This window comes from Mycobacterium shunyiense, from assembly GCF_058270035.1.
This window is the reverse complement of sequence record NZ_JBZDPT010000021.1, coordinates 46,085-68,937: the sequence shown is the minus strand read 5'-3', so window position 1 is coordinate 68,937 and position 22,853 is coordinate 46,085. Positions and strand designations below refer to the sequence as shown.

Sequence of the window (22,853 nt, the reverse complement as noted above, 5' to 3'; positions counted from 1 at the left end):
AGCGCTGTGCCGGTGGCAGCACGCCCCGGACGCAGCTTCGGGGCGCGGAGCTCCGCGCGGCCGTTGGCAGGCCTGGCGACCGTGGTCGCGATAGGTCTGATCTTCGGCCTGGCCGTCGCGCTGTTCCGCGGCAGCTTCACCAAGACCGAGCCGATCACGCTCATCTCCGACCGGGCCGGCCTGGTGATGAACCCCGATGCCAAGGTGAAGATGCGTGGCGTCCAGGTCGGCACAGTCAGCTCTATCGAGCACCGAGCCGACGGTAAGGCCGTGTTGCACCTGGCGATGAACCCGTCACAGCTTGGCCTGATCCCAGACAACGTTCAGGCCGACATCGCCTCCACGACTGTGTTCGGCGCCAAGTACGTCCAGTTGGTCGCGCCGGACAAGCCGTCATCGGACAAGCTCCGCCCCGGCCAGATCCTGCAGGGCGACCATGTCACCGTCGAGATGAACACGGTCTTCCAGCAACTGACCAATGTCTTGAACAAGATCGACCCGGCGAAGCTCAACGAAACCCTTGGCGCGCTGTCGTCCGCGTTCGGCGGGCGCGGCGAGGCGATGGGGCAGTCCCTGTCCGACTTCGACGCGGTGTTGAAGAAGATCGAGCCCAGCCTCCCCAATCTGACCGGTGACATCGAGAGCATGGCTGCAGTGTCACGGGCCTACGGTGACGCGGCACCCGATCTGCTCAAGACCTTCGAAAACACCAACAAGCTGAGCGACAGCATCGTGGCCGAGCAGCAGAACCTTGACAATTTCCTGGTCAGCTCGATCGGCCTGGCCGACGCCGGCAACGACGTCATCGGCGGCAACCGGCAGGCCCTCAGCACCACGCTGAACCTGTTGGCACCCACCACCGATCTGCTCAACGAGTACGCCCCCGGTATCGAGTGCGGACTGAAGGGCATGAATTACATGGCGCACACGCCGCCCCAGCCAGAACCCGGCGTCGTGGTCAACGTGGCCTTCACGCTCGGCATCGAGCGCTACCGTTACCCGCAGAACCTGCCGAAGGTGGCGGCCAAGGGCGGTCCGCACTGCATGGGCCTGCCGTACATCGGATTCGGCAACAAGGCCAAGTACCTCGTCACCGATACCAACGCCAACCCGTGGAAGTACGGCAACCAGGGCATTCTGTTGAACTCCGACGGCCTGAAGCAGACGTTGTTCGGCCCGCTGGACGGCCCGCCACGTAACACCATGCAGATCGGACAACCGGGATGACGCGCGGCAGAAGCACATTCATCAAGTTCGCGTCGTTCGCGGTGGTGATGGCCGTGCTCACGGCCTTCCTGTTCATGACGTTCTCGGAGTACCGCGGCGGTTCCTACTCGGGTTACTCGGCGGTCTTCGGTGACGCGTCGCGGCTTGAGGCCGGAGACTCCGTACGCGTCGCCGGTGTTCGGGTCGGCACGGTGAAAAGCGTTTCGCTGGAACCGGATAAATCGGTCAAGGTCGACTTCGACACCGACCGCAGCGTCGCGCTGACCACGAGTACCAAGGCCGCGATCCGCTACCTGAACCTCGTCGGGGACCGCTACCTGGAACTGGTCGACAGCCCCGGATCGACCAAGCTTCTGCCTGCGGGATCTCAGATCCCGCAGGAGCGCACCGCAAGTGCGCTGGATCTCGATCTGTTACTGGGCGGCCTGCGCCCGGTGATTCAGGGCCTCAACCCCCAGGATGTCAACGCGTTGACGTCCTCGCTGATCCAGATCTTTCAGGGGCAGGGCGACACCTTAGATTCACTGCTGAGTAAGACTTCGTCGTTCTCGAATACGTTGGCCAACAACGACCAGGTGATCCAGCAGTTGATCGACAACCTGAACTCGGTGGTCGGAACCCTGGCCAAGGACGGCAAGAAGTTCGACGGAACGGTCGACAAGCTCGAACAGTTGATCAGCGGTCTGTCGCAGGACCGCGACCCGCTCGGCACGGCGGTGACGCAGCTCGACAGCGGGACCGCCTCGCTCGCAAGCCTGCTCACCGAGGCGCGGCCGCCACTCAAGGGCACCGTCGATCAGATGAACCGGCTGGCGCCGTTGCTCGATGACCACCAGATCGTCCTCGACCGGGGCCTTCAGAAGGCCCCCGACAACTACCGCAAGCTGGCCCGGCTGGGTTCCTACGGCAGCTGGATCATGTACTACATCTGCGGACTTGCCATCCGTGTCACCGATCTGCAGGGGCGCACTGCGCACTTCCCGATGATCAAACAAGAAAGCGGGAGGTGCTCTGAGCCCTGATGCTTAAATACCGCGAATCAAATCTGATCAAGGCAGGTTTCATCGGCGTCGTGCTGATGATGCTCATCATCGCCGTCGGGCTACAACCTGAGCGGCTGCAGCAATGGGCCTCTTCCGTACGCCATCAGGCATTGTTCACCGAGGCCGGCGGTATCGCCGCCGGCAACGATGTGACCTTGTCCGGCATCAAGATCGGTGCGGTCACCGACGTGTCGTTGGAGAACGGCGACGCGTTGGTCACCTTCACCACCGAAGGCAAGTACCCGCTGGGGTCGCTGACCACCGCGCATATCCGCACCGGTTCACTGCTGGGTGAGCGCGTGCTCACGTTGGAGTCGGACGGCAGCGGAACGCTGCGCACCACCGATGTGATCCCGACGTCGCGCACATCGTCGCCGTACTCACTGACCGAAGCGGTCAGTGACCTGACCACCAATTCGGCGGGCACCGACACGACTTCGCTCAACCAGTCCCTGGACACGCTTTCCGCCACCCTCGACCAGGTCGCACCGAAGCTCGGGCCGACATTCGACGGGCTGAGCCGGCTGTCGAAATCGATCAACGGCCGCAACGAAAGTCTGGCCAGCCTGCTCAAGAGCGCCAGCGACGTGACCGTGGTGCTGTCGCAGCGCAGCGATCAGCTCAACACGTTGATCCTCAACGCCAATGATCTGCTCGGCGTGCTCAACGACCGGCGGCAGGCCATCGTCGATCTGCTGGCCAACACGGCCGCGGTCTCGCAGCAACTCAGCGGTCTCGTCGCCGACAACGAGGCGCAGTTGGCGCCGACGCTCAAGCGACTCAACTCGGTGACTGCGATGCTGGAACGCAACCGCGACAACATCAGCAAGGCGCTGCCGAACTTGAACAAGTTCCAGTTGTCCCAGGCCGAGACCCTGGCGAACGGGGCCTACTACAACGCCTATGTTCCCAACCTGCAGCCTGCTCAGCTGCTGCAGCCGTTCTTCGACTACGCGTTCGGGTTCCGGCGCGGGACGAATGCCGGTCAGCCGCCTGACAATGCCGGCCCGCGGGCCGAATTCCCGCTGCCCTACAACGGAATTCCCGGAGGTTCACGCTGATGAACCGCAATCGTCTCGGTAAGTGGCTTGCGGTGGCGTTGGTGGCGCTGCTGGTTGTCGGCGCGGCAGTGCTGCTGCGTCAGACCTTCTTCGGACAGAAGACCATCTCTGCTCTGTTCACCTCGGCCACCGGCGTCTACCCGGGTGACGATGTCCGGGTCTCCGGCGTCAAGGTCGGCACGATCGAGGCGATCAAACCCGAGGGCACCCAGACTCGGGTGACCCTCAAGGTCGATCACGGCGTGCAGATCCCGGCGGATGCCAAAGCGGTGATCGTGGCCCAGAACCTGGTGGCCGCCCGCTATGTGCAGCTCGCGCCCGCGTACCGGTCCAGCGGCCCGACATTGCCGGACGATGCGGAGATCGGGTTGGACCGCACTGCCGTTCCGGTCGAGTGGGACGAGGTCAAGGAACAGCTGATGCGGCTGTCCACCGACCTCGGGCCGCAGAGCGGTGTCGACGGGACGTCGGTGTCCCGGTTCATCAACAGCACAGCCGACGCGATGGCCGGCAACGGTGACAAACTGCGCCAGACGATATCGCAGTTGTCGGGCGTGGCCCGAGTGCTGGCCGAGGGCAGCGGCAACATCGTCGACATCATCAAGAACCTGCAGACGTTCGTCACCGCGCTGCGGGACAGTAACCAGCAGGTCGTGCAGTTCCAGAACCGGTTGGCGACCCTGACCAGCGTGGTCGACGGCGGCCGGTCAGACCTCGATGCGGCGTTGACGAACCTGTCGGTCGCTGTTGTCGACGTGCAACGGTTCGTCGCGGGAAGTCGTGATCAGACCTCCGAGCAGGTGCAGCGGCTGGCGAATGTCACCCAGAACCTGGTCGACAACCAGGAGCACATCAAGCAGTTGCTTCACGTCGCACCCAACGCATTCATGAACGGCTACAACATCTACAACCCGGACTCGGGCAGCCCGGTTGGTCAGTTCGTGATGAACAACTTCTCCAACCCGGTCGAGTTCATCTGCGGCGCAATCGGTGCCGTTGAGAACACCACCGCACCGGAGACCGCGAAACTGTGCTCGCAGTATCTCGGCCCGGCATTGCGGCTCGTCAACTTCAACTATCTGCCGTTCCCAATCTCCCCCTACCTGATGCCGTCCGCCAGTCCCGAGATGATCGAGTACTCCGAACCGCGGTTGGCACCCGGTGGTGACGGTGGGGCGCCCACCCCGCCCGAAATCCCGCCGACGATCTCGGCGTACAACCCGGGCCCCGAGCCGCCTCCGCCGTTCACCGGACGGGATCCCGGGGTGCCGCCACCAGGGGCTCAGCAGCTCCTGCCAGGAGGCGAGTACTACCCGCCCAACATGCCGAACACGGTGTCGGACATGCTCAATCCCACTGGCGGTCAACCGGGTCCACCGCCGGGGCCTGCGCCAGGTCCACTGGCGGCCGAAGCCCCCGCGCCTGCGGCACCGTCACCAGCAGAAGGGACGCCACCAGCATGAGCAGGGGAAACCCGGTACGAGTGGCGATCGCCGTCGGATCCTGCGTTGCGCTGACCACCAGCGGGTGCGCCTTCCAGGGCGTGAACTCGCTGCCCCTGCCCGGGGCGGTGGGGCGCGGTGCGGACTCCAGCGTCTACCACGTCGAGATCGCGAATGTGGCAACGCTGGAGCCGAACTCACCGGTGATGATGAACGACGTCGTCGTCGGTAGTGTCCGTAGCCTCTCGGTGAAGGATTGGCACGCCGACGTCGAGTTCTCGGTGAAACCTGGTGTTGTGGTGCCGGCCAATGTGGTGGCCAGCATCGGGCAGACCAGCCTGTTGGGTTCGATGCATCTGGCGATCAACCCGCCCGCCGGTCAGGCTCCCGACGGAAAACTCCAGCCGGGAGCGACGATCCAGCTGAACAACTCGTCGACGTATCCGACGACGGAGCAGACGCTGTCCTCGCTGGCGACCGTGGTCAACGGCGGCGGTCTCGGCCAGATGGGCGACATCATCCACAACTTCAGTGCCGCGATCAATGGTCGGGAAACCGATTTCCGTGACCTGCTCACCCGCCTGGATACGTTCGTCGGTGCTCTGGATGCCCAGCGCGACAACATCGTTGCCTCCATCGAGGGTCTGAATCGCTTGGCCTCGACCTTCGCCGGGCAGCGCGATGTCATCACCCGTGCGCTGGAGAAGATTCCGCCGGCACTCGACGTGTTGATCAAAGAACGGCCGAGATTCACTACGGCGCTGCAGAAGCTGGGGACTTTCAGCAGTACCGCCAACCAGTTCGTCAACGAGTCGCAGGCTGATCTGGTCAGGAACCTGAAGAACCTGGAGCCCGCGTTGAAGGCATTGGCCAACGTCGGGCCGGACCTGGATTCGGTGCTCGAATATGCGCCACATTTCCCGTTCACCCAGAGCTTCATGGATCGGGTGATCCGTGGCGATTACTACAACCTCTATGCGTACTTCGACATGACCATCCCACATCTCAAGCGCAGCCTGATGATGGGAACCCGGTGGGAGCAGGGAGACGCACAGAACGTTCCGGTGCCGGGGGATCCGAGCTATCTGAACTACACCTACGACCCGCTCAAGACCGGGGTCGCTCCGCCACCGCCGGAAGGGTTGCCGCCGGCTCCGGACGGGCCGCCACCACCGGATCTCCCGGCGCCGACCTATTCCGGCCCGGTGCTCCCGGTGGTGCCTCCGGCGCCGATGACCATGCCCGGTGGCATGGCGCAGCCGGCTGCACCGTCGAGTCCGTCGACATCCGTGTTCGCCGGACCCTATGCGCAGCAAGGCGGTCCGGCTCCAGCTGAACAGCCGGCGCCACCTACTGCACCTACTCCACCGACAGGGGGTGGCGGATAAATGCTCACCCGCTTCATCCGGACTCAGCTGATTCTCTTCACCGTCGCGTCGGTCGTCGGTGTGGCCGTCATGCTGTTCGCCTACATGCAGGTGCCGACGCTGCTCGGCATCGGTCGCATCACCGTGAAGATGGAACTGCCGGCGACCGGCGGTCTCTACCAGTTCAGCAATGTCACCTATCGCGGGTCCCAGATCGGCAAGGTCACCTCCGTCGAGTTGACCGACAAGGGGGCCGAGGCGACGCTGTCCCTGGACCGCTCACCGAAGGTACCCGCGGACCTGGCCGCCGAAGTCCGCAGTATGTCGGCGGTCGGCGAGCAGTACGTTGAGCTGTTGCCGCGCACCAACTCTGGGCCCTACCTCGACAACGGTTCGGTGATAGCCGTGTCGAACACCAAGATTCCGCAGCAGGTCGGCCCGATGCTCGATCAGCTCAGCGCCCTGGTGGACACCATCCCGAAGGACAAGCTGAGCCAGCTCCTGGACGAGTCCTACAACGCGTTCAACGGGACCGGCTACGACTTCGGCTCGTTGTTGGACTCGGCGTCGACGATCACCAGGGACTCCAACGCGGTCTCCGACCAGACGCGGGCGCTGATCGACGACTCCAAGCCCTTCCTCGATGCGCAAGCACAGACCACCGATTCGATCCGGACCTGGGCGGCCAGCTTGGCCGGTATCACCGGGCAGGTAGCCGACAACGATCCCGAGGTGCGATCGCTGCTGCGCAACGGTCCGGGGTTCGCCCAGGAGACCACCAAGCTGCTCGATCAGATCAAGCCGACCTTGCCGGTGTTGTTGGCGAATCTGAGCACGTTCGGCCAGATCGCGGTCACCTACAACCCTTCCATCGAGCAACTGCTGGTGCTGTTGCCGCCGTACGTCGCGCAACTGCAGACCTACGCGCACACCAACAACACGAGCGGTCTTCCGATGGCGGACTTCTCACTGGGTCTGGGCGATCCGCCGACTTGTACGGTCGGATTCCTGCCGCCGTCGGCCTGGCGCTCCCCGGCTGACACCACCGTGATCGACACCCCGGACGACATCTATTGCAAGTTGCCGCAGGATTCGCCGATCGGCGTCCGCGGGGCACGCAACTATCCGTGTATGGAGCATCCGGGCAAGCGGGCTCCGACGGTCAAATTGTGCGATGACCCCAAGGGATTTCAGCCCATTGCCCAGCGCCAGCATGCACTCGGGCCGTACCCGCTCGACCCCAGCCTGATCGCTCAGGGCATACCCCCGGATACGCGGGTGCTGCCGGACGAGAAGATCTTCGGGCCGCTCGGTGGCACCCCTCTGCCTCCGGGGGTGACTGCTCCGCCGCCGGGCGCGGCACCCGAACCGCAGCCGGCGCCGAACTTCGCCGGCACCAATCCCGGGTCGATGTTGCCGGGGCAGCCGATGTACCTGGAGCCGCCGGTGCCCGGCGTGCCACCGCCCCCGGCAGGCGATCCCAACGCGGTTCCGGTGCCTGAGGCGCACACGCCGCAAGCGACCGAGCTTCCAGCCGTCCCGCATGGCCAAGGGGTATTTCCGGATGCTCCGGAGCTGCCCATGCCTGCGGAACCGGGTGTGGCGCCGAGCGCGTTCAAGGGCGGTGCCGGAAACGGGCCGTCGGTGGCGATCGCCAAGTACAACCCGCGCACCGGGGAGTACATGGGCAGCGACGGCAATCTGTACAAGCAGACGGATCTCGTGTCGACGCCGAAGACGTGGCAGGACCTGATGCCGACGTAGCGGACCGTGCAAAAAGAACTGGCCCCGGGCAACAGCCCGGGGCCAGTTCTTTTGTCTTTGTTCGGTTTTGGCGCCGATGCCGGCTCGCCGCTAGGCGGGCCGCATGTAGAACGGCATCCGAACGACGGGCCACTGATTGCGCCCACACGAACCGCTGGGGCCCTTCGTGACGTCCTCGCCGGCGTATTCGGATGAAGCCTGGTCCACATGCCCGTCGAAGCCCACCGGGTAGAACTTGTACACCTGCATGCCTTCGACGGGCGTGCCGTCGGCGCAGAAACGCCAGTTGGGTACGACCCGCTTGACGTACCAGAGGCCGTTCGTCGTGTAGACCGGTGCAGACCACCCTGCGTCGCTGTTCACTGTGCCGCTGCATTCGGTGGGCGAGATGCACTGCGTCGAGATCGTCCAGTTGCTCACCACCCGCGGTTGCTCCTCGTAGCGGTCGTTGATCTTGGCCCACGCGCCATTGGAGGAGGTGGCAAAGGTGCCGTTGATACCCCACTGTTCGCCCGCGCTGGCCGGGGCGGCCCCACTGAGGCCGACAGTTGTCGCGGTGGCGATCGCCACCGCCACAGCACTTACCCGGGAGACTGACATGAACTGCTCCTTCTGGCCGACCTCAGGGGCGGTAGCCGTGTTCTCAGTTTCGGAGAATATCACTATCAAGCGCTGGTCCACGGTGGATTCACCGGGGGCAACCTGTCGGGACCCCGGGCTGGGGACCAGCGGCGAGGCTTTCGTAGTAATATTCTCCAAAACTGAGAGTTTAATTTCCAGCTATGCGAAAGTAGCAACGTGCGTGTGACGGTGATGGCGACCGCTTCAGTGATTGTCGCCGGGATGCTGGCTGCTCCGCAGGCAAACGCGGGACCGCAGACATGTAATGACGCGTTTTGCACGCCGGGGATCAACCCGAACGCGGTACTCGGCGCTCCGTGCGACAACACCTCCTACTTCGTGTTCGGCGTCGATGCACGCAACGGTTGGGGACGCCTGGTGTTCTGCGGCTCCCCGCGGCGCTACGAGCCGCGGTGGTTCCGGTCGCCACCGATGGTGGGCATCCGCGACGAGAACAGCCTGTGCATCAACGAACAGAACTCGGTGGCACAGGCCCCGGACGGCCTGTTCCTGAGCTGTGTGCCGATGAACGGTGAGACACGCTGGCTTCGCGGCGACGCCTGAAGCCCAATGCTTGAGAAATGCCTGGGGGCGACGCAATTCGCGTCGCCCCCAGGCATTTCGACGTTTCTGTCGTGAGTTCGAGGTCTACCAGTTCCGGATCGAACACAGCGCGCCTTTGGGGCCGCTGTTGGTCTTGACCACCACACCGTCGACTGCCAATTTGCAGTTGAATCCGGGCGTCGGAAGATTGGGTGACTCACCGCTCTGCACCAGGACCATGGCCCACAGGTCAGGATCGGCCAACATGGCGTCGAACACCCATGGCTTGTCCGGTGCGATGTCGACATCGGCTCTCGGGCTGAACTCATACGGATTGTGGCTGTAGTCCGAGAACTGCACGGGATCGGTGTCGCGGTAGTAGATGTGGACCCAGTATGGGGCGTCAGAGGTCACCGTGTACTGCACGTGGCGCAGCGGCGGACCGGCCGGCGCCGGATCGTCGGCGAATGCCGGTGCAGCCGTGGTGATCGCGCCGGACGCCAGCGCGGAGGCCATTGCGAAGGTCAGGGCTCGGCTCATCAGATGGCGCATCGATCACATCCTCGTCAGGCTGAACGGGTAGGTGAAGGAGCCGCCGGGCGCGCCGTCGCAGCCGGCATCGAACGTGGAGACCATCTCGCCCGCGAGGGTGTTCGCGTCCCACGTGTACACGTCGTGGGTCGGGATGGTGGGCCCGTAGTAGATGTCCCCGCACCGCAATCCGTAGAACTCGTCGATCGTCAAGGTGTAGCGACCGTCGACCAATCTCGCGTCTCCCGTATTGGGGACCGCCTTGGCGACCGGTTGCGGGATCGTCCGGATGGTGATGCAGTCCTTCAGGAAGGTGTCGGTCCCCGGTTCGTGGCAGGGCGTGATCGCCGACCAGATCCAGGTGTGGAAATCCCTGCGATCCGGGATGTTCACGGCGTAGTTGCCGAAGTACATGGCCTGCGACGGCGGTGCCAATGCGATTGCAGCCCCCAACCCGAGCACGGCACTCATCGCCATGCGGATCAAGCTGGACTTCACAGGCACCTCCACGGATCGGCACTGGTCGGCTGACTATAGAACGAGAGCAGGCCCCACCGTGCCGAAACCGGAATCTCGTCTTCGCCAGCGAGATTGTCATTCTCGCAATCGGAGAATAGCAAATGCGGCGAAGACGAGATACGCGGAATCGTCTGTCGAGCGGCGGTCAGCGCACGGGCTTGAACGTGATGTTCAGGTCGGTCAGTCCGCGCAGGATGAAGGTCGGCTCGTAGGTGTAGTGACGATCGTCGGCGGGGCCGTGGAACTCCTCGTCGATGGCGATATCGGCCATGCGGTCCAGGATCCGTTCCAACGACACCCGGCCCTCGACGCGGGCCAGCGGACCACCCGGGCAGCTGTGGACGCCACGGCCGAACGCGATGTGCTCTCGCACGTTCTTGCGGTCGAGGCTGAAGGTGTGCGGGTCTTCGAAACGGACCGGGTCGCGGTTCACCGCACCCGGGCACACCATCATGGTGGTACCCGCGGGAACGTCGATGTCGCCGAGCTTGGTGTTCTTCTTGGCCAAGCGGAACTGGCTCTTGACCGGAGCGTCCATCCGTAGGGCCTCCTCGACGAAGGTCGGGATACGGCTGCGGTCGTCGCGCAGGGCCTGCTGGATGTCAGGGCGGTCGCCGAGCACGCGCAGCGAGGCCGAGAGCAGCTTGGTGGTGGTCTCCTGGCCGGCGGCGAACAGGAATGTCGCGGACCGAACGACCTCGATGATGGGCGGTACAGAACCGTCCGGGTAGTTCGCCGTGGCCAGTGCCGTCAGCACGTCGTCGCGGGGTTCTGATCGCCGGTCTTCGAGGTAGCCGCTGAACTTCTCGTCGAGCCATTCCAACGGATTGCTGGCAACCAGGTCACCGTCGAGGGAGCCGACCTGAGCGCCGGGCCGGGGGGCGCCCAGCACCGTCCGGAACTCTTCGTGGTCTTCTTCCGGCACGCCGAGCATGTCGGCGATCACCAGGAGCGAGAAGGGCTTCGCGTAGGCGCTGAGGAACTCGCATTTGCCGTCGGCGATGAAATCGTCGAGGCACTGGTCGGCGAGCCGCCACATGAAGTCCTCGTTCTCCTTCAACCGGCGCGGCGTGAGCAGCCGATTGAGCAGGGAACGGGCGTTGGTGTGGTCGGGCGGGTCCATGGTCACCATGTGCTCGAACATCGGCATCTGCGCGCGGTGCGCCGCAATCTGCTCGGTGATGTCGTCGCCTTCGGGCGTGAAGGGCAGCGGCGGGAACGGTCCGGCGACCGCGATGCAGGACGAGAAGGTGTCGGTGTCCTTGAGGACCGTGGTGGCCTCCTCGAACCCGGTGATCGCCATGACGCCGTAGTTCGGTTCCGTCACGACCGGACACTTGCTGCGCAGGTGGTCGAAGTACGGGTGCGGGTCGGGTACCAGCGACTGGTCGGTGAAGTAGTCGATGGTGTCGTAATCGGTCGTTCCGGAATCGGTCATGGTGTGCGCTGCCTCCCGAATTCGATGTGTGCTGCGGTGGTTTCGCGGCGGGCTGCACCGCGCGAAGAATTTTCGAAAATTGCTGAGCACCTGCTTAGCATGTCGTTAGAGTCATGGTCAAGATCACCTGGCTGCGTGAAAGTTACGATCAGCCATACATTGTCGGGAACTTGTCGTGAGGAGGACCGATGGCATCGGCGCGAAGGATCGGGGCGCCGGACGCGAAGAACCGGATCGTGCTGCTCGACGCCGCCGAGGCGCTGATGATCGAGGAAGGGTACGTCGCGGTCACGTCCCGGCGAGTGGCAGAACGGGCCGGGCTCAAGCCCCAGCTGGTGCATTACTACTTCCGCACGATGGACGACCTGTTCCTGGCGGTGTTCGTGCGACGTGCCGACGAGGGGTTGGCTGCGCAGGCCGAAGCCCTGAATTCGCCGCAGCCGCTGTGGGCGCTGTGGCGGTTCGGCACAGACCCGAGCGCTACGCGTTTGACGATGGAGATGACCGGGCTTGCCAACCACCGACCGGTGCTGCGCGCGGAGATCGGCCGCTACGCCGAGATGTTCCGCGAGGCGGAGACCAAGGCGATCGAGGCGGCGCTGCGGCGCTACGGCGTCGATGCGTCCGAGGTGCCGCCGATCGTGTGGACATTCATCGCGGCCAGTGTGTCGCGGGTGATGGTGATGGAGCAGGCGCTCGGCATGACGGCAGGCCACGCCGAGGTGCTTCAGTTCTGCGAGGACTGGTTGCGACGTCTGGAAGGTGAGCCGCAGCCGCTCGAGCTGCCGGCCTGAGGCCCGCGTCCGCCTGAGCGCTCCCCCGCAAGCGGGAGGGGCCCCCAGCGAACGTCCCCCGAAACCATGGTTGCGGGGGACGTTCACGTGGGGGCTCGGGAAACTAGAGCGAGAGGATGGTGGCCGAGGCGGTTCCCGGCGCGCCGTAGACCTGGGCCAGGCCGACGCGCGGGTTGCCCGGTACCTGACGTTCGCCTGCCTCACCGCGTAGCTGACGCACGAGCTCGTGCATCTGGCGTAGGCCCGAGGCGCCGATCGGCTCGCCGTTGGCGATCAGCCCGCCGTCGGTGTTGACCGGCATCGTGCCGTTGATCTCCGTCGCGCCTTCGAGCAGCAGCTTCTCCTGGTCGCCGTCGGCGCACAGGCCGGTTTCGGCCATGTGGATCACCTCGGCGCCGGCGTCGGTGTCCTGGAGTTGGGCGATGTCGACGTCCTCGGGTCCGATGCCCGCGGCCTCATAGGCGGCCTTGGCCGCGTACACCGTCGGCGAGGGGTCCTCATCCAGCGGAGCCGAGGTGCCGTGCACCTCGTAGGCGCCGTAGGTACGCGTACGGATCTCGCTGGCCCGCACATATACCGGCTTGTCGGTGTACTTGTGCGCGATGTCGGCGCGGCACATGATGACCGCGGCTGCACCCTCGTCGGGGGCGCAGAACATGTACTGCCGCAGCGGGTAGTTCAGCACCGGCGAGGCCATGATCTCCTCGACCGAGATCTCCTTGCGCCGGAACGCATTCGGGTTCTTCTCGCCGTTGCGGAAGTTCTTGTTGGCCACCCGCGCCAGCATCTCCTCGGAGATGTTGTGCTTGTGGATGTAGTGGTTGGCCTTGATGCCGAAGAACTTGGTGGTGACGAACTGGCCGTTCTCGGCGTACCACTGCGGCAGAGCGAGTTTCGCCGGATCGTCGGTGAACGCGCCGCGCGGGTGCTTGTCCAGGCCGATCGCGATGCCGATGTCGTACTTGCCCAGCCGGATGGTGTCGGCGGTCTGCTGGATCGCGCTGGCGGCGGTGGCGCACGCGTTGAACACGTTGGTGAACGTGATGCCGGTCAGCCCGACCAGGCGGGTGACCGCATCCGGGTTGGACACCTCATAGCTGCCGCCGAATCCGAACTGGATGTCCTTCCACTCCAGGCCGGCGTCCTCGAGCGCCAATTGGATTGCCTCGGCACCCATCTGCATCGCGGTCTTGTCGAAGCGGCCGAACGGGTGCAGGCCGACTCCGATGATGGCTACATCGTTGGTCATGTTGTTGCCTCTCTACACCGGCTGGAAGGCGAAGGTGACAACTTCGTTGCCATCTTCATCGGTGGTGAACGGGATCATGGTGAGTTCGACGTCCATGCCGAATTGCAGTTTGGCGGGGTCGTTTTCGGTGAGTCGTCCTTCGACGCGGATGACGGGTCCGTTGTCGTCGGTGAGCTCGACGAGGCCGACGCCGAAGGGGACGAAGTTCTTGCCGGTGGGGCCTTTGTAGGGGGCGCCGGGTGGGAAGCCCTGGGTGGTCCAGGCGATGACGGTGCCGCGTCGGGGCAGTAGGGCTTGTTCGGTGTTGCCGCCGGAGCACTTGGGGCAGCGGGCCTGGGCGGGGAAGGTGGTGGCCGCGCAGTCGGTGCAACGGCTGCCGATCAGCTGGGGTTCGGCGTCGGGCCACGTCGAGATCTCGGGCGCCAGAGCAATCTGTGTTGACACGTCGCTGACGATAACTGGAAATGCAATTCTCGTCTAGTGAGAACCGCTTCTCGGTAGGCTCTCGTGGGCAGTTCAGACGGGACGGCGGAGGGAGTCGGCTTGAGCGAGGTTCTACCCGGGGAGGTCCGCCAGATCGGGTACGTGGTCACCGACCTGGACGACGCGATATCGGGCTGGCTGAAGATGGGCGTCGGCCCGTGGTTCGTGATCCGCAACCTGCCGCAGCGAGTGAGCTACCGCGGTGAGCCCTGCGAGGTGAGGCTGTCTCTCGCGTTGTCCAACAGCGGTGACCTGCAGGTCGAGTTGATCCAACAACTCGATGACACGCCCAGCATCTTCACCGAGTTCCTCGCGGGCGCTCCGACCGGTGGCGGCTTTCACCAACTCGCCTATTGGACAGCCGATTTCGATACGGCGATGGCGAAGCTCGCCGAGGCCGGTTGGCCCCTGGTGTGGTCGGGTGGCGACGGCGAGGGCGTGCGCTTCGCTTACTTCGAACCGCCGACCGGGGCGGCGATCGTCGAGAGCCGCTGACCCATGCTTCGGGCGGCATGGGTGCCTATGTGCGGGAACAGGCTGTCGCTTGGGACGGCAGTGATCCGGTCCGGGAATTGGGCGGCTGATCCCGGTGCGGTGACGTATGCCCGCCGGCGATGATTCAAGCCGGCGGTCAGTGGGAACCCAGTCGTTCCGAGCGCAAAAAGTGCCCTGGCTGAACTGGAGTCTCACCATGTCAATAACCCGGCCTACGAGGACGGCCCGTAACGGCGACCCTTGGGTCCGTGTCCGGAAGTGGTCGATGACCGTGGGGATGGGCCTCGCGCTCACCGCGGCGCCACTCGCCGGTTGCGGGTCGAGTGAGGACACTGCCCCGTCGACGACATCTGTCACCACGCCCACCACCACCGTCACCACACCCGCCACTGTGGAGACCACGGCTCCGGCCCCCGGTGGCGAAGGCACCGTTCCGGGTGGTCCCACCGGTGGCGGCGGTCCCGAAGGCGGGGGTGGTTCGATTCCCGGTGGCCCGACCGGTGGCGGTGGCCCCGGCGGTGGCGGCGGTGAGATTCCCGGTGGCCCGACCGGCAGTGGCGGACCGGGCGGTGGCGGCGGCTCGATTCCGGGTGGCCCGACCGGTGGCGGCGGACCGGGTGGCGGTGGCGGCTGCGTTCCCGGCGTGGGCTGCGTGCACGTGCCCTGACGTTGCCCGCAAGGCCTACTTACCCTTGTTCATCACCTTGTCCGCGGCGGCCCAGTGCTCGTCGGCGCACCAGAGTCGGGCGAAGGCCGAAACGGCCTCGGTGGTGGACACACCGTTGATCACTCGTTTGACCTCACCGGCCTGACGCCGCGCCAGCAACTGCGCCGTCGACCGCCAGGTCTCGGCGAACTCGGCGCGGGGTACCACCTGGTCGATCAAGCCGAACTGCTCCGCCTCGCGCGCACCGAAGATCCGGCCGGTTCCGGCAAGCAGCAGGGCCCGGCTGCGACCGACCAGAGTGGCCAGCCGTTCGGCCCCGCCCCAGGCAGGCATGATCGCCAGGGCGACCTGGTTGAAGCCGATCTTGATGTCATCGGCGGCGATTCGGATGTCTGCGGCCACGGCGACCTCGGCCCCGCCGCCCAAGGCATGGCCGTTGAGCGCCGCGATGACCGGTCCGTCGAACCCGGCGATGCGGTCGCAGATCGTGCGCATCCGCCAGGCCATCTCCGACGCCTCGAGTTCCGTGCGCAATGCTGCCAGTTCTTTGAGGTCACCTCCGGAGACAAAGGCGCGGTCGCCGCCCCCGGTGATCACCAGAGCGGAGGCGCCGGCGGCGCCGTCCAACGCTTTGTTCAGCGCATCCATGGTGTCCAGCGAGATGGCATTGCGTGCCTGCGGGCGGTCGATCGTGATGACCGCCAGTTCGCCGTCGATTTCGAGGTCGACCATCAAACGTTCTCCAGTTCCGGGATTGGCATTCTCGTTTGATGAGAATAACATCACCGTTGTGCGCGACATCCCCGTTGAGCTGACCAAACGGTACGTCGAAGAAGGCTGGTGGCGGCCCGAAACCTTGGGCCAGATGCTGGCCGACGGTCTGGCTGCCAGCCCCGATGCCGGCTTCCACGTGCATTCCGCGACACGTCCGTACCGCGGCACCTTCGGCGAGGTCGAGCGCACCGCCCGGCGCCTGGCGGCCGGGCTTCGTGATCGCGGAGTCGGGCCCGGCGACGTCGTGGCCATGCAGCTGCCGAACTGGATGGAGGCTGCGGTCGCGTTCTGGGCCTCGGCGTTCCTCGGAGCTGTGACGGTGCCGATCGTGCACTTCTACGGACGCAAGGAACTCGGCCACATCATGGCCACGGCGAAGCCGAAGGTGTTCATCACCACCGAACAGTTCGGCCGGATGACGTTCCAGCCCGACCTGTGTGCCGAGGTGCCGATCGTCGGGCTGGTCGGACAGGCCAGTTTCGACGACCTACTCGCCGACGAGCCGATGAGCGGCACGCTGACCGCCGATCCGGCGGCGCCGGCCCTGATCGCGTTCACCTCTGGAACCACCCGTGAGCCCAAGGGCGTCATCCACAGTCACCAGACGCTGGGCTTCGAAACCCGCCAGCTGCTGGAGAACTACCCGCCGGACCGGGGCCGTCAGCTCACCGCCACGCCCGTCGGGCACTTCATCGGCATGCTCGGCGCGTTCCTGATCCCGGTGCTCGAGGGTGCGCCGATCGATCTGTGCGACGTGTGGGATCCGGGCAAGGTGCTGGAGCTGATCGAGCAGGACGAATTGTCGATCGGCGGCGGGCCACCGTATTTCGTCACCAGCCTGATGGACCATCCGCAGTTCAACGAACGCCATCTGGCCCGGTTCACCACCGTCGGGCTGGGTGGCTCGACGGTGCCGGCGGCCGTCACCCGGCGACTGGCCGATCTGGGCCTGTTCGTCTTCCGTTCCTATGGGAGCACCGAGCATCCGTCGATCACCGGGTCCGGCGCAGGGGCTCCTGAAGCCAAGCGGTTGTACACCGACGGCAATGTGCGTCCCGGCGTGGAGATCAGGCTCGGGCCCGACGGCGAGATCTTCAGCCGCGGACCGGACTTGTGCCTCGGCTACACCGACGATGCCCTCACCGCAAAGCATTTCGACGCCGACGGGTGGTACCGGACCGGGGACATCGGGGTGCTCGACGACGACGGGTATCTGACGATCACCGACCGCACCACCGATCTGATCATCCGCGGCGGCGAGAACATCAGCGCGCTGGAGGTGGAGGAGGTGCTACTCGGCCTCCCGGATGTGATCGAGGCGATCGTGGTGGCCGCTCCCGATGCCCGGTTGGGGGAGCGGGTGGCCGCCGTGCTGCGGGTGCGCGACGGCGGCACGATGCCCACCCTCGATCAGGTCCGGTCGCATTTCGAATCCAACGGGGTGGCCCGGCAGAAGTGGCCGGAAGAGCTACATCTGGCCGAAGACTTGCCCCGCACGGCCAGCGGCAAGGTGCAGAAGTTCGTCATCCGTCAGCAGATTGCTGCAATCGCCCGTTGAGCAGCCTCTGGGGCCAGCTGGGCATTGCGGCAGCTAGCAAGTGAGAATATGATTCTCGTGAATTGCAAAGGAGTTTTCCATGGGACAACTGTCGCATAGGGTCGACATTCCGTTTCCGCTGTTCGATGCGGACAACCACCTGTACGAGCCGCCGGAGGCGATGACCAAGTACCTCCCCAAGGAGTACAAGGACATCGTCCAGTACGTCGAGGTCAACGGCCGCACCAAGATCGCGATCGACGGCCACATCAGCAACTACATCCCGAACCCCACGTTCTCGCATGTCGCCAAGCCCGGCGCTTGGGAGGAGTACTTCAAGTTCGGCAACCCGGACGGCAAGAGCAAGCGTGAACTGTTCGGTGAGCCGATGCGGTCCATCCCGGCGTTCTTCGAGCCGGCTCCGCGCCTGGAGCTGATGAACGAACTCGGCGTCGACCGCAGCCTCATGTTCCCGACGCTGGCCAGCCTCATCGAGGAGCGGCTGCGCGACAACCCAGTCGCCATCCACGTCATCATCCACTCGCTCAACCAGTGGCTCGACGAGGTCTGGGGCTTCAACTACCAGAACCGCATCTTCGTAACCCCGGTCATCACCCTGCCGATCGTCGAGAAGGCGATCGAGGAACTGGAGTGGGCCGTCAAGCGCGGTGCCCGCGCCATCCTGGTCCGCCCGGCGCCGGTGCCCGGCTTCCGTGGCCCGCGCTCGTTCGCGTTGCCCGAGTTCGACCCCTTCTGGGAGCGCTGCGTCGAGTACGACGTGTTCGTCGGCATGCACTCCTCCGACAGTGGTTACTCGCGCTACACCTCGGAATGGGACGGCACCGTGCAGGAAATGCTGCCGTTCCAGACCAACGCGATGGGCATCCTCAACGAGTGGCGCCCGATCCAGGACGCGGTGGCATCCTGGGTCATCCACGGAGCCCTGTTCCGGCATCCGAAGCTCAAGGTCGGCATCGTCGAGGCCGGCTCCAAGTGGATGTTCCCGCTGCTGGATTCGATGGCCGAGGTCTGGAAGAAGGCTCCGGAAGCTTTCCTTGGCAACCCGATCGAGGAGATCAAGAACCGCATCTACGTCAGCCCGTTCTACGAGGAAGGCATCGATGACCTGATCAACCTCATCGGTGTCGACCAGGTGCTGTACGGCTCCGACTGGCCGCACCCGGAGGGTCTGGCCGAGCCCACCCACTACGTGACTGCGCTTGAGCACCTCGCTGTCGAGGATCAGGCCAAGATCATGGGTGGCAACCTCGGTCGCCTCGTCACGACGTAACGGGTGTCGAACTGGCAGACCATCCCCGAGATGGTCTTGAGTGCAGCGGACCGGTTCGGCGAGGCCGAAGCTGTCGTCGACGGTCCGCTGCGTCTGTCGTTCACCGAACTCGTCGAGCGCATCCGGAGGGCTTCGGGTGCGTTCGCCGAGTTCGGCGTCGACAAGGGGGACCGGGTCGCGGTCTGGGCGCCCAACTCGGCCGAGTGGATCATCGCCGCGTTCGGGATCATGGCCGCCGGCGGCGTCCTGGTTCCGGTCAACACGAGGTTCAAGGCCGACGAGGCCGCCGATGTGGTCGCGCGGAGCGGCGCCAAGGCGGTGATGATCCAAAAGGGTTTCCTGGGACAGGATTTCGCGTTCACCGGGACCGATCTCGATGTTCCGACGATCGATCTGAAGTCGGACTTCTTGAGCAGTGGAACCCCGTTCACCCGGGACGTGAGCCCCACGGACGTCTCCGACGTCATCTTCACGTCGGGTACCACCGGCAGGCCCAAGGGCGCGATGATGAATCATCGTCAGACGCTGCGGGCCTACGAGGAGTGGGCCACCCTGGCGGATTTGCGCGAGGGTGACCGCTATCTGATGATCAACCCGTACTTCCACACTTTCGGGTTGAAGGCCGGGTTGGTGGCTTCCTTCCTCCGCGGTGCGACCATGCTGCCGGTCGCGGTGTTCGACGTCGACAATGTCGTGGAACTCATTGAGCGCGAGCGCATCACGATGCTGCCCGGGCCGCCCACGCTGTACCACTCGCTGCTGGCCGTCGCCGACCGCGACCGGCTGGCGACGTTGCGCGCTGGGGTGACCGGCGCCGCCGACATTCCGGTGGAACTGGTGCGACGCATCCGTGAGGAGCTGCCGTTCCAGACACTGATGACCGGCTACGGGCTCACCGAGGCGGGCAACGTCACGTTGTCACGACCCGGTGACTCGGCCGAGGACGTGGCCACCACCGCCGGACTTCCGTGCGGGGACGTCGAGGTGCGCATCGCCGATGACGCCGAGGTGCTGGTGCGCGGATACAACGTGATGCAGGGCTACCTGGACGATCCGGCCGCCACCGCCGAGGCGATCGACCCCGACGGCTGGTTGCACACCGGAGATCTCGGCGAGTTCACCGAATCCGGTCGGCTGCGGATCGTCGGACGCAAGAAGGACATGTTCATCGTCGGCGGCTTCAACGCCTACCCCGCCGAGATCGAAGGATTCCTGCTGGAGCATCCGGCGATCGCCCAGGTTGCCGTCATCGGCGTCGCCGACGAGCGGATGGGCCAGGTCGGCAAGGCGTTCGTCGTGCTGCGGGCCGAGCCCGCGGTCTCGCCTGTGGTGGCCGAGGACCTCATCGCGTGGAGCCGCGAGCGCATGGCTGGCTACAAAGTGCCTCGGTATGTCGAGTTCCTCGACGAACTGCCGCTCAATGCCACCGGCAAGGTGATGAAGAACCAGCTCGAGTCCCGGATAACCGCCAGCCCGGGTTAAGTGAACGCACAGCACGTAAACATCATTTCCGCAGGTAAATGGCCATTTAAGTGCCTGCTGTCGATGATGTACTCTCGGGTCACTACCGCAAACTGATAACGTTATTCTCGTTAAGCAGGCTGCTGAACGGACAGGAGGTCGGCATGCCGTCCCGCAAGCCTTCGTCGCCGGTACTCGATACTAGCGAAGATGACGCGTCGCCAGGCGACGCACTCGAACAGGCCGAGTTGGCCGAGGCCGAGGCCGCAGAGGCCGAGGCCGTAGCGGCTGCCGCACGCGCCAGGGCCCGCGCCATTCGGCTGCGCAACCAGGCTGCCGCGGACGCGGTGGTCACGACGGTGACCGAAGATGCCGACGATCCGGCGGACACCGAAAGCTCCGATACCCCTGAGATCACCGAAACCACCGGCGTAGATGCAGAGGCAGGAGCCGTCGAGGCCGAATCGATCGACGATGCCGAACCGGAGACAGCAGTAGCGGTCGCCGACGGCACGTCGTCGCGTCGCCTGCCGCGGCTACAGGTCTCGCGCCTGTTCTGGAAGGTGCTGGCGAGTTGCCTGACGATCATCGTCATCGTGGGCCTGCTCGTCGCCAGCGGCTGGATGATCTGGCACCACCGCCAAGCTGAGCATCGCCAGCAACTCGCGGCCGAGTACACCGCCGCAGCCCGCCAGACCGTCGTGACGCTCATGTCGCTGGATTTCAACCACGCTCAGGACGCCGTCAAGAACATTCTCGACAACTCGACGGGCGAGTTCCGGGGCGATTTCGAGTCGCAGTCGAAAGACTTCGTCAAGCTGGCACAGGACGCCAAGGTGGTGACCGAGGCGAAAGTGACCGCCGCCGCTGTGGACACCATGAGCGATGACAAAGCAGTGGTCCTGGTCGCGGTCAACACCCAGGTCACCAACACCACAGGTGCCAACAAGCAACCGCGGCCGTGGCGGGTGGCCGTTGACATGGTCCGCGAGGGCGACCAGATCAAGCTGTCGAAAGTCGAGTTCGTGCCGTGACCGTGGACATCAAGAAGACCGAGAAGGACACCGAGACGGCAGTCGAGATCGACGGCACCGAGACGGCAGTCGAGATCGACGGCACCGAGGCGGCAGTCGAGATCCAGAGCCCCGACGAGGCCGAGAACGTCACCGACACCGCAGCCGACGAGCCCGCGTCAGGGTGGTCGCAGAAGCTGGCGAAGCTGTGGGTCCCGCTGGCCCTGGTGGTGGCGCTGATCGCGTCAGCAGCTCTCGCCGGGTGGCTGTACTTCGCGCAGTTCCGCAACGACCAGCAGACCGGTGAGGCAGCGTCGGCGACGGTGCTCAAGGCGGCGAGCGACGGCACCGTGGCCCTGCTGAGCTACGCGCCGGACAGTCTCGACCGGGACTTCACAGCGGCCAAGACTCATCTGACCGGCGATTTCCTGTCCTACTACACCCAGTTCACCCAGGAGATCGTCGCTCCGGCGGCAAAACAGAAATCGGTCAAGACCACCGCTGCGGTGGTGCGCTCGGCCGTCTCGGAGATCCATCCGGATTCAGCCGTGGCGCTGGTGTTCGTCAACCAGGCCACCACGAGCGCCGAGAACCCCAACGGGAGCTTCACGGCCAGCGCGGTCAAAGTGGGACTGAGCAAGATCGACGGCAACTGGTTGATCTCGTCGTTCGATCCGGTGTAGCGGGACCTTCCACCGACCGGCGTCAATCCTGAGCGTGACGCTCGTACTCCCAGCGCTCCAGCCACGTCTGCAGCTCGTGTACCGCCAACGCGGTCGCGAATGCGCTGACCACGACGAGGCCGAGCAGCAACGCACTCATGGTCGGCACCATGCGTTGTCGTTGTGGCGGAGGCCCCCGCGGGCGGCGGGACGGTGCGCAGAGCCTCCGACCGCGTAGTGCGTTACCTGCCTCGGCACGGCGCTGTCGGGGGTGTCCCGAACGGACTGCTGGATGGCTCGGTAGCGGTCACGCTCGGTCTTGCACCAGGAATCCGTCCAGCCTTCGAGCAGGTCGCCGCTGCGCACCAGCCGGTGCAGGGTCGGATGAGCGCCCGCGGGCACCGGTCGTCCTTCGATCATGGTCAGCGCCTCGTGCAAGGCGACCGCTTCGTGCCAGTCGACCGCCACCTCGGGCGCCAGGCTGACGTACTGGTGTCGCACGACGAGCAATGCGTCGGCTCCCAGCGGCCGTAACCGCCACAGCGCAGAACGCAGCGAGGACACCGCCTTGTGCGGAGGGCTGCCCGGCCACAGCAAGTCACAGACCCAGCTGCGGTGCAGCTCACGGCGCTTCACCGCAGCCAGGGCCACCAACCGGCGACACGACGGCGGCAATACCAGCGGTTCCGTGTCTCGATACACGGCGAACTCGCCGAGGAGGTTCAGCCTGAATTGCTTGGACATATACACATCCTCGAGTGAGGCCGGCGCCCTGGCATCAGTAGTCGACTACTTGTATTTCGGTGAGTTTCTGCCCACCACGCCGTCGGCAATCCACTGTCCTGCGCCCGGATGCGATGGAATTGCGGGA

Annotated in this window: 22 protein-coding genes and 1 pseudogene; 15 read left to right on the top strand and 8 right to left on the bottom strand. The window is 65.1% G+C overall.

From position 1 onward, the window contains the following. Window positions 1-6 precede the first annotated feature (6 nt). The 6 genes from AC4ELS_RS14935 to AC4ELS_RS14910 are packed head-to-tail and all read left to right on the top strand — an operon-like array spanning window position 7 to window position 7,904. Window positions 7-1,227, top strand: coding sequence for an MCE family protein (locus AC4ELS_RS14935; RefSeq protein ID WP_448448786.1), 1,221 nt, complete (start codon window positions 7-9; stop codon window positions 1,225-1,227). Then, window positions 1,224-2,249 (top strand): MCE family protein, encoded by a 1,026-nt coding sequence (locus tag AC4ELS_RS14930; protein WP_499047926.1) that lies wholly within the window; start codon window positions 1,224-1,226, stop codon window positions 2,247-2,249. The genes AC4ELS_RS14935 and AC4ELS_RS14930 overlap by 4 nt, the downstream gene beginning before the upstream one ends. After that, a complete protein-coding gene (locus tag AC4ELS_RS14925) occupies window positions 2,249-3,331 on the top strand; it encodes an MCE family protein (protein ID WP_448448789.1) in 1,083 nt (360 codons plus the stop codon). Before AC4ELS_RS14930 ends, AC4ELS_RS14925 begins: the two co-directional genes overlap by 1 nt. Continuing rightward, a complete protein-coding gene (locus AC4ELS_RS14920) occupies window positions 3,331-4,794 on the top strand; it encodes an MCE family protein (protein ID WP_499047924.1) in 1,464 nt (487 codons plus the stop codon). The genes AC4ELS_RS14925 and AC4ELS_RS14920 overlap by 1 nt, the downstream gene beginning before the upstream one ends. Then, window positions 4,791-6,161: an MCE family protein gene (locus AC4ELS_RS14915; RefSeq protein ID WP_499047922.1), complete on the top strand. Its 1,371-nt coding sequence runs from the start codon at window positions 4,791-4,793 to the stop codon at window positions 6,159-6,161. The genes AC4ELS_RS14920 and AC4ELS_RS14915 overlap by 4 nt, the downstream gene beginning before the upstream one ends. After that, on the top strand, window positions 6,162-7,904 hold the full coding sequence (locus AC4ELS_RS14910) for an MCE family protein (protein WP_448448793.1): 1,743 nt from the start codon (window positions 6,162-6,164) through the stop codon (window positions 7,902-7,904). Between the two features lie 90 nt (window positions 7,905-7,994). Here the strand turns inward: AC4ELS_RS14910 and AC4ELS_RS14905 are convergent, their stop codons facing one another. Beyond that, window positions 7,995-8,504: an Rv2253/PknI dimerization domain-containing protein gene (locus AC4ELS_RS14905; RefSeq protein ID WP_448448794.1), complete on the bottom strand. Its 510-nt coding sequence runs from the start codon at window positions 8,502-8,504 to the stop codon at window positions 7,995-7,997. Window positions 8,505-8,702: 198 nt separating this feature from the next. Here AC4ELS_RS14905 and AC4ELS_RS14900 point away from each other — a divergent pair, with 198 nt between their 5' ends. Further along, complete coding sequence (locus AC4ELS_RS14900; RefSeq protein ID WP_413784945.1) at window positions 8,703-9,089, top strand: hypothetical protein; 387 nt, start codon at window positions 8,703-8,705, stop codon at window positions 9,087-9,089. Window positions 9,090-9,173: 84 nt separating this feature from the next. Here AC4ELS_RS14900 and AC4ELS_RS14895 read toward each other — a convergent pair whose 3' ends face one another. The 3 genes from AC4ELS_RS14895 to AC4ELS_RS14885 all read right to left on the bottom strand — a co-directional run bounded on the left by AC4ELS_RS14895 (window position 9,174) and on the right by AC4ELS_RS14885 (window position 11,556). Continuing rightward, entirely contained in the window at window positions 9,174-9,608 is a 435-nt protein-coding gene (locus AC4ELS_RS14895) for an Rv2576c family protein (protein WP_448448836.1), read from the bottom strand. Window positions 9,609-9,623: 15 nt separating this feature from the next. After that, a complete protein-coding gene (locus tag AC4ELS_RS14890; RefSeq protein WP_448448796.1) occupies window positions 9,624-10,097 on the bottom strand; it encodes a hypothetical protein in 474 nt (157 codons plus the stop codon). 166 nt (window positions 10,098-10,263) lie between these two features. Continuing rightward, window positions 10,264-11,556, bottom strand: coding sequence for a cytochrome P450 (locus AC4ELS_RS14885; RefSeq protein WP_064886997.1), 1,293 nt, complete (start codon window positions 11,554-11,556; stop codon window positions 10,264-10,266). A gap of 188 nt (window positions 11,557-11,744) precedes the next feature. On the opposite strand from AC4ELS_RS14885, the gene AC4ELS_RS14880 reads away from it, so the two are divergent. After that, window positions 11,745-12,350: a TetR/AcrR family transcriptional regulator gene (locus AC4ELS_RS14880; protein WP_064886998.1), complete on the top strand. Its 606-nt coding sequence runs from the start codon at window positions 11,745-11,747 to the stop codon at window positions 12,348-12,350. A 103-nt stretch (window positions 12,351-12,453) separates the two neighbouring features. Here the strand turns inward: AC4ELS_RS14880 and AC4ELS_RS14875 are convergent, their stop codons facing one another. Beyond that, entirely contained in the window at window positions 12,454-13,599 is a 1,146-nt protein-coding gene (locus AC4ELS_RS14875; RefSeq protein WP_448448799.1) for a thiolase family protein, read from the bottom strand. Between the two features lie 12 nt (window positions 13,600-13,611). Further along, a complete protein-coding gene (locus AC4ELS_RS14870; protein ID WP_064957794.1) occupies window positions 13,612-14,055 on the bottom strand; it encodes a Zn-ribbon domain-containing OB-fold protein in 444 nt (147 codons plus the stop codon). An 87-nt stretch (window positions 14,056-14,142) separates the two neighbouring features. Here AC4ELS_RS14870 and AC4ELS_RS14865 point away from each other — a divergent pair. Further along, a pseudogene (locus AC4ELS_RS14865) lies at window positions 14,143-14,666 on the top strand (VOC family protein). A gap of 176 nt (window positions 14,667-14,842) precedes the next feature. Then, window positions 14,843-15,244: a hypothetical protein gene (locus tag AC4ELS_RS14860; RefSeq protein WP_448448801.1), complete on the top strand. Its 402-nt coding sequence runs from the start codon at window positions 14,843-14,845 to the stop codon at window positions 15,242-15,244. Between the two features lie 15 nt (window positions 15,245-15,259). Here the strand turns inward: AC4ELS_RS14860 and AC4ELS_RS14855 are convergent, their stop codons facing one another. Beyond that, the gene (locus tag AC4ELS_RS14855; protein ID WP_448448803.1) at window positions 15,260-15,976 is read right to left on the bottom strand and encodes an enoyl-CoA hydratase/isomerase family protein; all 717 of its coding nucleotides are present in this window, start codon (window positions 15,974-15,976) and stop codon (window positions 15,260-15,262) included. A 58-nt stretch (window positions 15,977-16,034) separates the two neighbouring features. Here AC4ELS_RS14855 and AC4ELS_RS14850 point away from each other — a divergent pair, with 58 nt between their 5' ends. The 5 genes from AC4ELS_RS14850 (at window position 16,035) to AC4ELS_RS14830 (ending at window position 22,003) form a co-directional block, all read left to right on the top strand. Further along, window positions 16,035-17,576 (top strand): AMP-binding protein, encoded by a 1,542-nt coding sequence (locus AC4ELS_RS14850; RefSeq protein ID WP_448448805.1) that lies wholly within the window; start codon window positions 16,035-16,037, stop codon window positions 17,574-17,576. 79 nt (window positions 17,577-17,655) lie between these two features. Further along, complete coding sequence (locus AC4ELS_RS14845; RefSeq protein WP_064887039.1) at window positions 17,656-18,846, top strand: amidohydrolase family protein; 1,191 nt, start codon at window positions 17,656-17,658, stop codon at window positions 18,844-18,846. 3 nt (window positions 18,847-18,849) lie between these two features. After that, complete coding sequence (locus AC4ELS_RS14840) at window positions 18,850-20,328, top strand: FadD3 family acyl-CoA ligase (RefSeq protein ID WP_448448807.1); 1,479 nt, start codon at window positions 18,850-18,852, stop codon at window positions 20,326-20,328. Window positions 20,329-20,471: 143 nt separating this feature from the next. Further along, window positions 20,472-21,341 carry an Rv1363c family protein gene (locus AC4ELS_RS14835; protein ID WP_448448809.1) on the top strand — a complete coding sequence of 290 codons (870 nt, stop codon included), beginning with the start codon at window positions 20,472-20,474 and terminating at the stop codon, window positions 21,339-21,341. Further along, the gene (locus tag AC4ELS_RS14830) at window positions 21,338-22,003 is read left to right on the top strand and encodes a twin-arginine translocation pathway signal (RefSeq protein ID WP_448448811.1); all 666 of its coding nucleotides are present in this window, start codon (window positions 21,338-21,340) and stop codon (window positions 22,001-22,003) included. The genes AC4ELS_RS14835 and AC4ELS_RS14830 overlap by 4 nt, the downstream gene beginning before the upstream one ends. A 135-nt stretch (window positions 22,004-22,138) precedes the next feature. On the opposite strand, the gene AC4ELS_RS14825 is transcribed toward AC4ELS_RS14830, so the two are convergent. Further along, window positions 22,139-22,726, bottom strand: coding sequence for an AfsR/SARP family transcriptional regulator (locus AC4ELS_RS14825; protein ID WP_499047918.1), 588 nt, complete (start codon window positions 22,724-22,726; stop codon window positions 22,139-22,141). Window positions 22,727-22,853 lie beyond the last annotated feature (127 nt).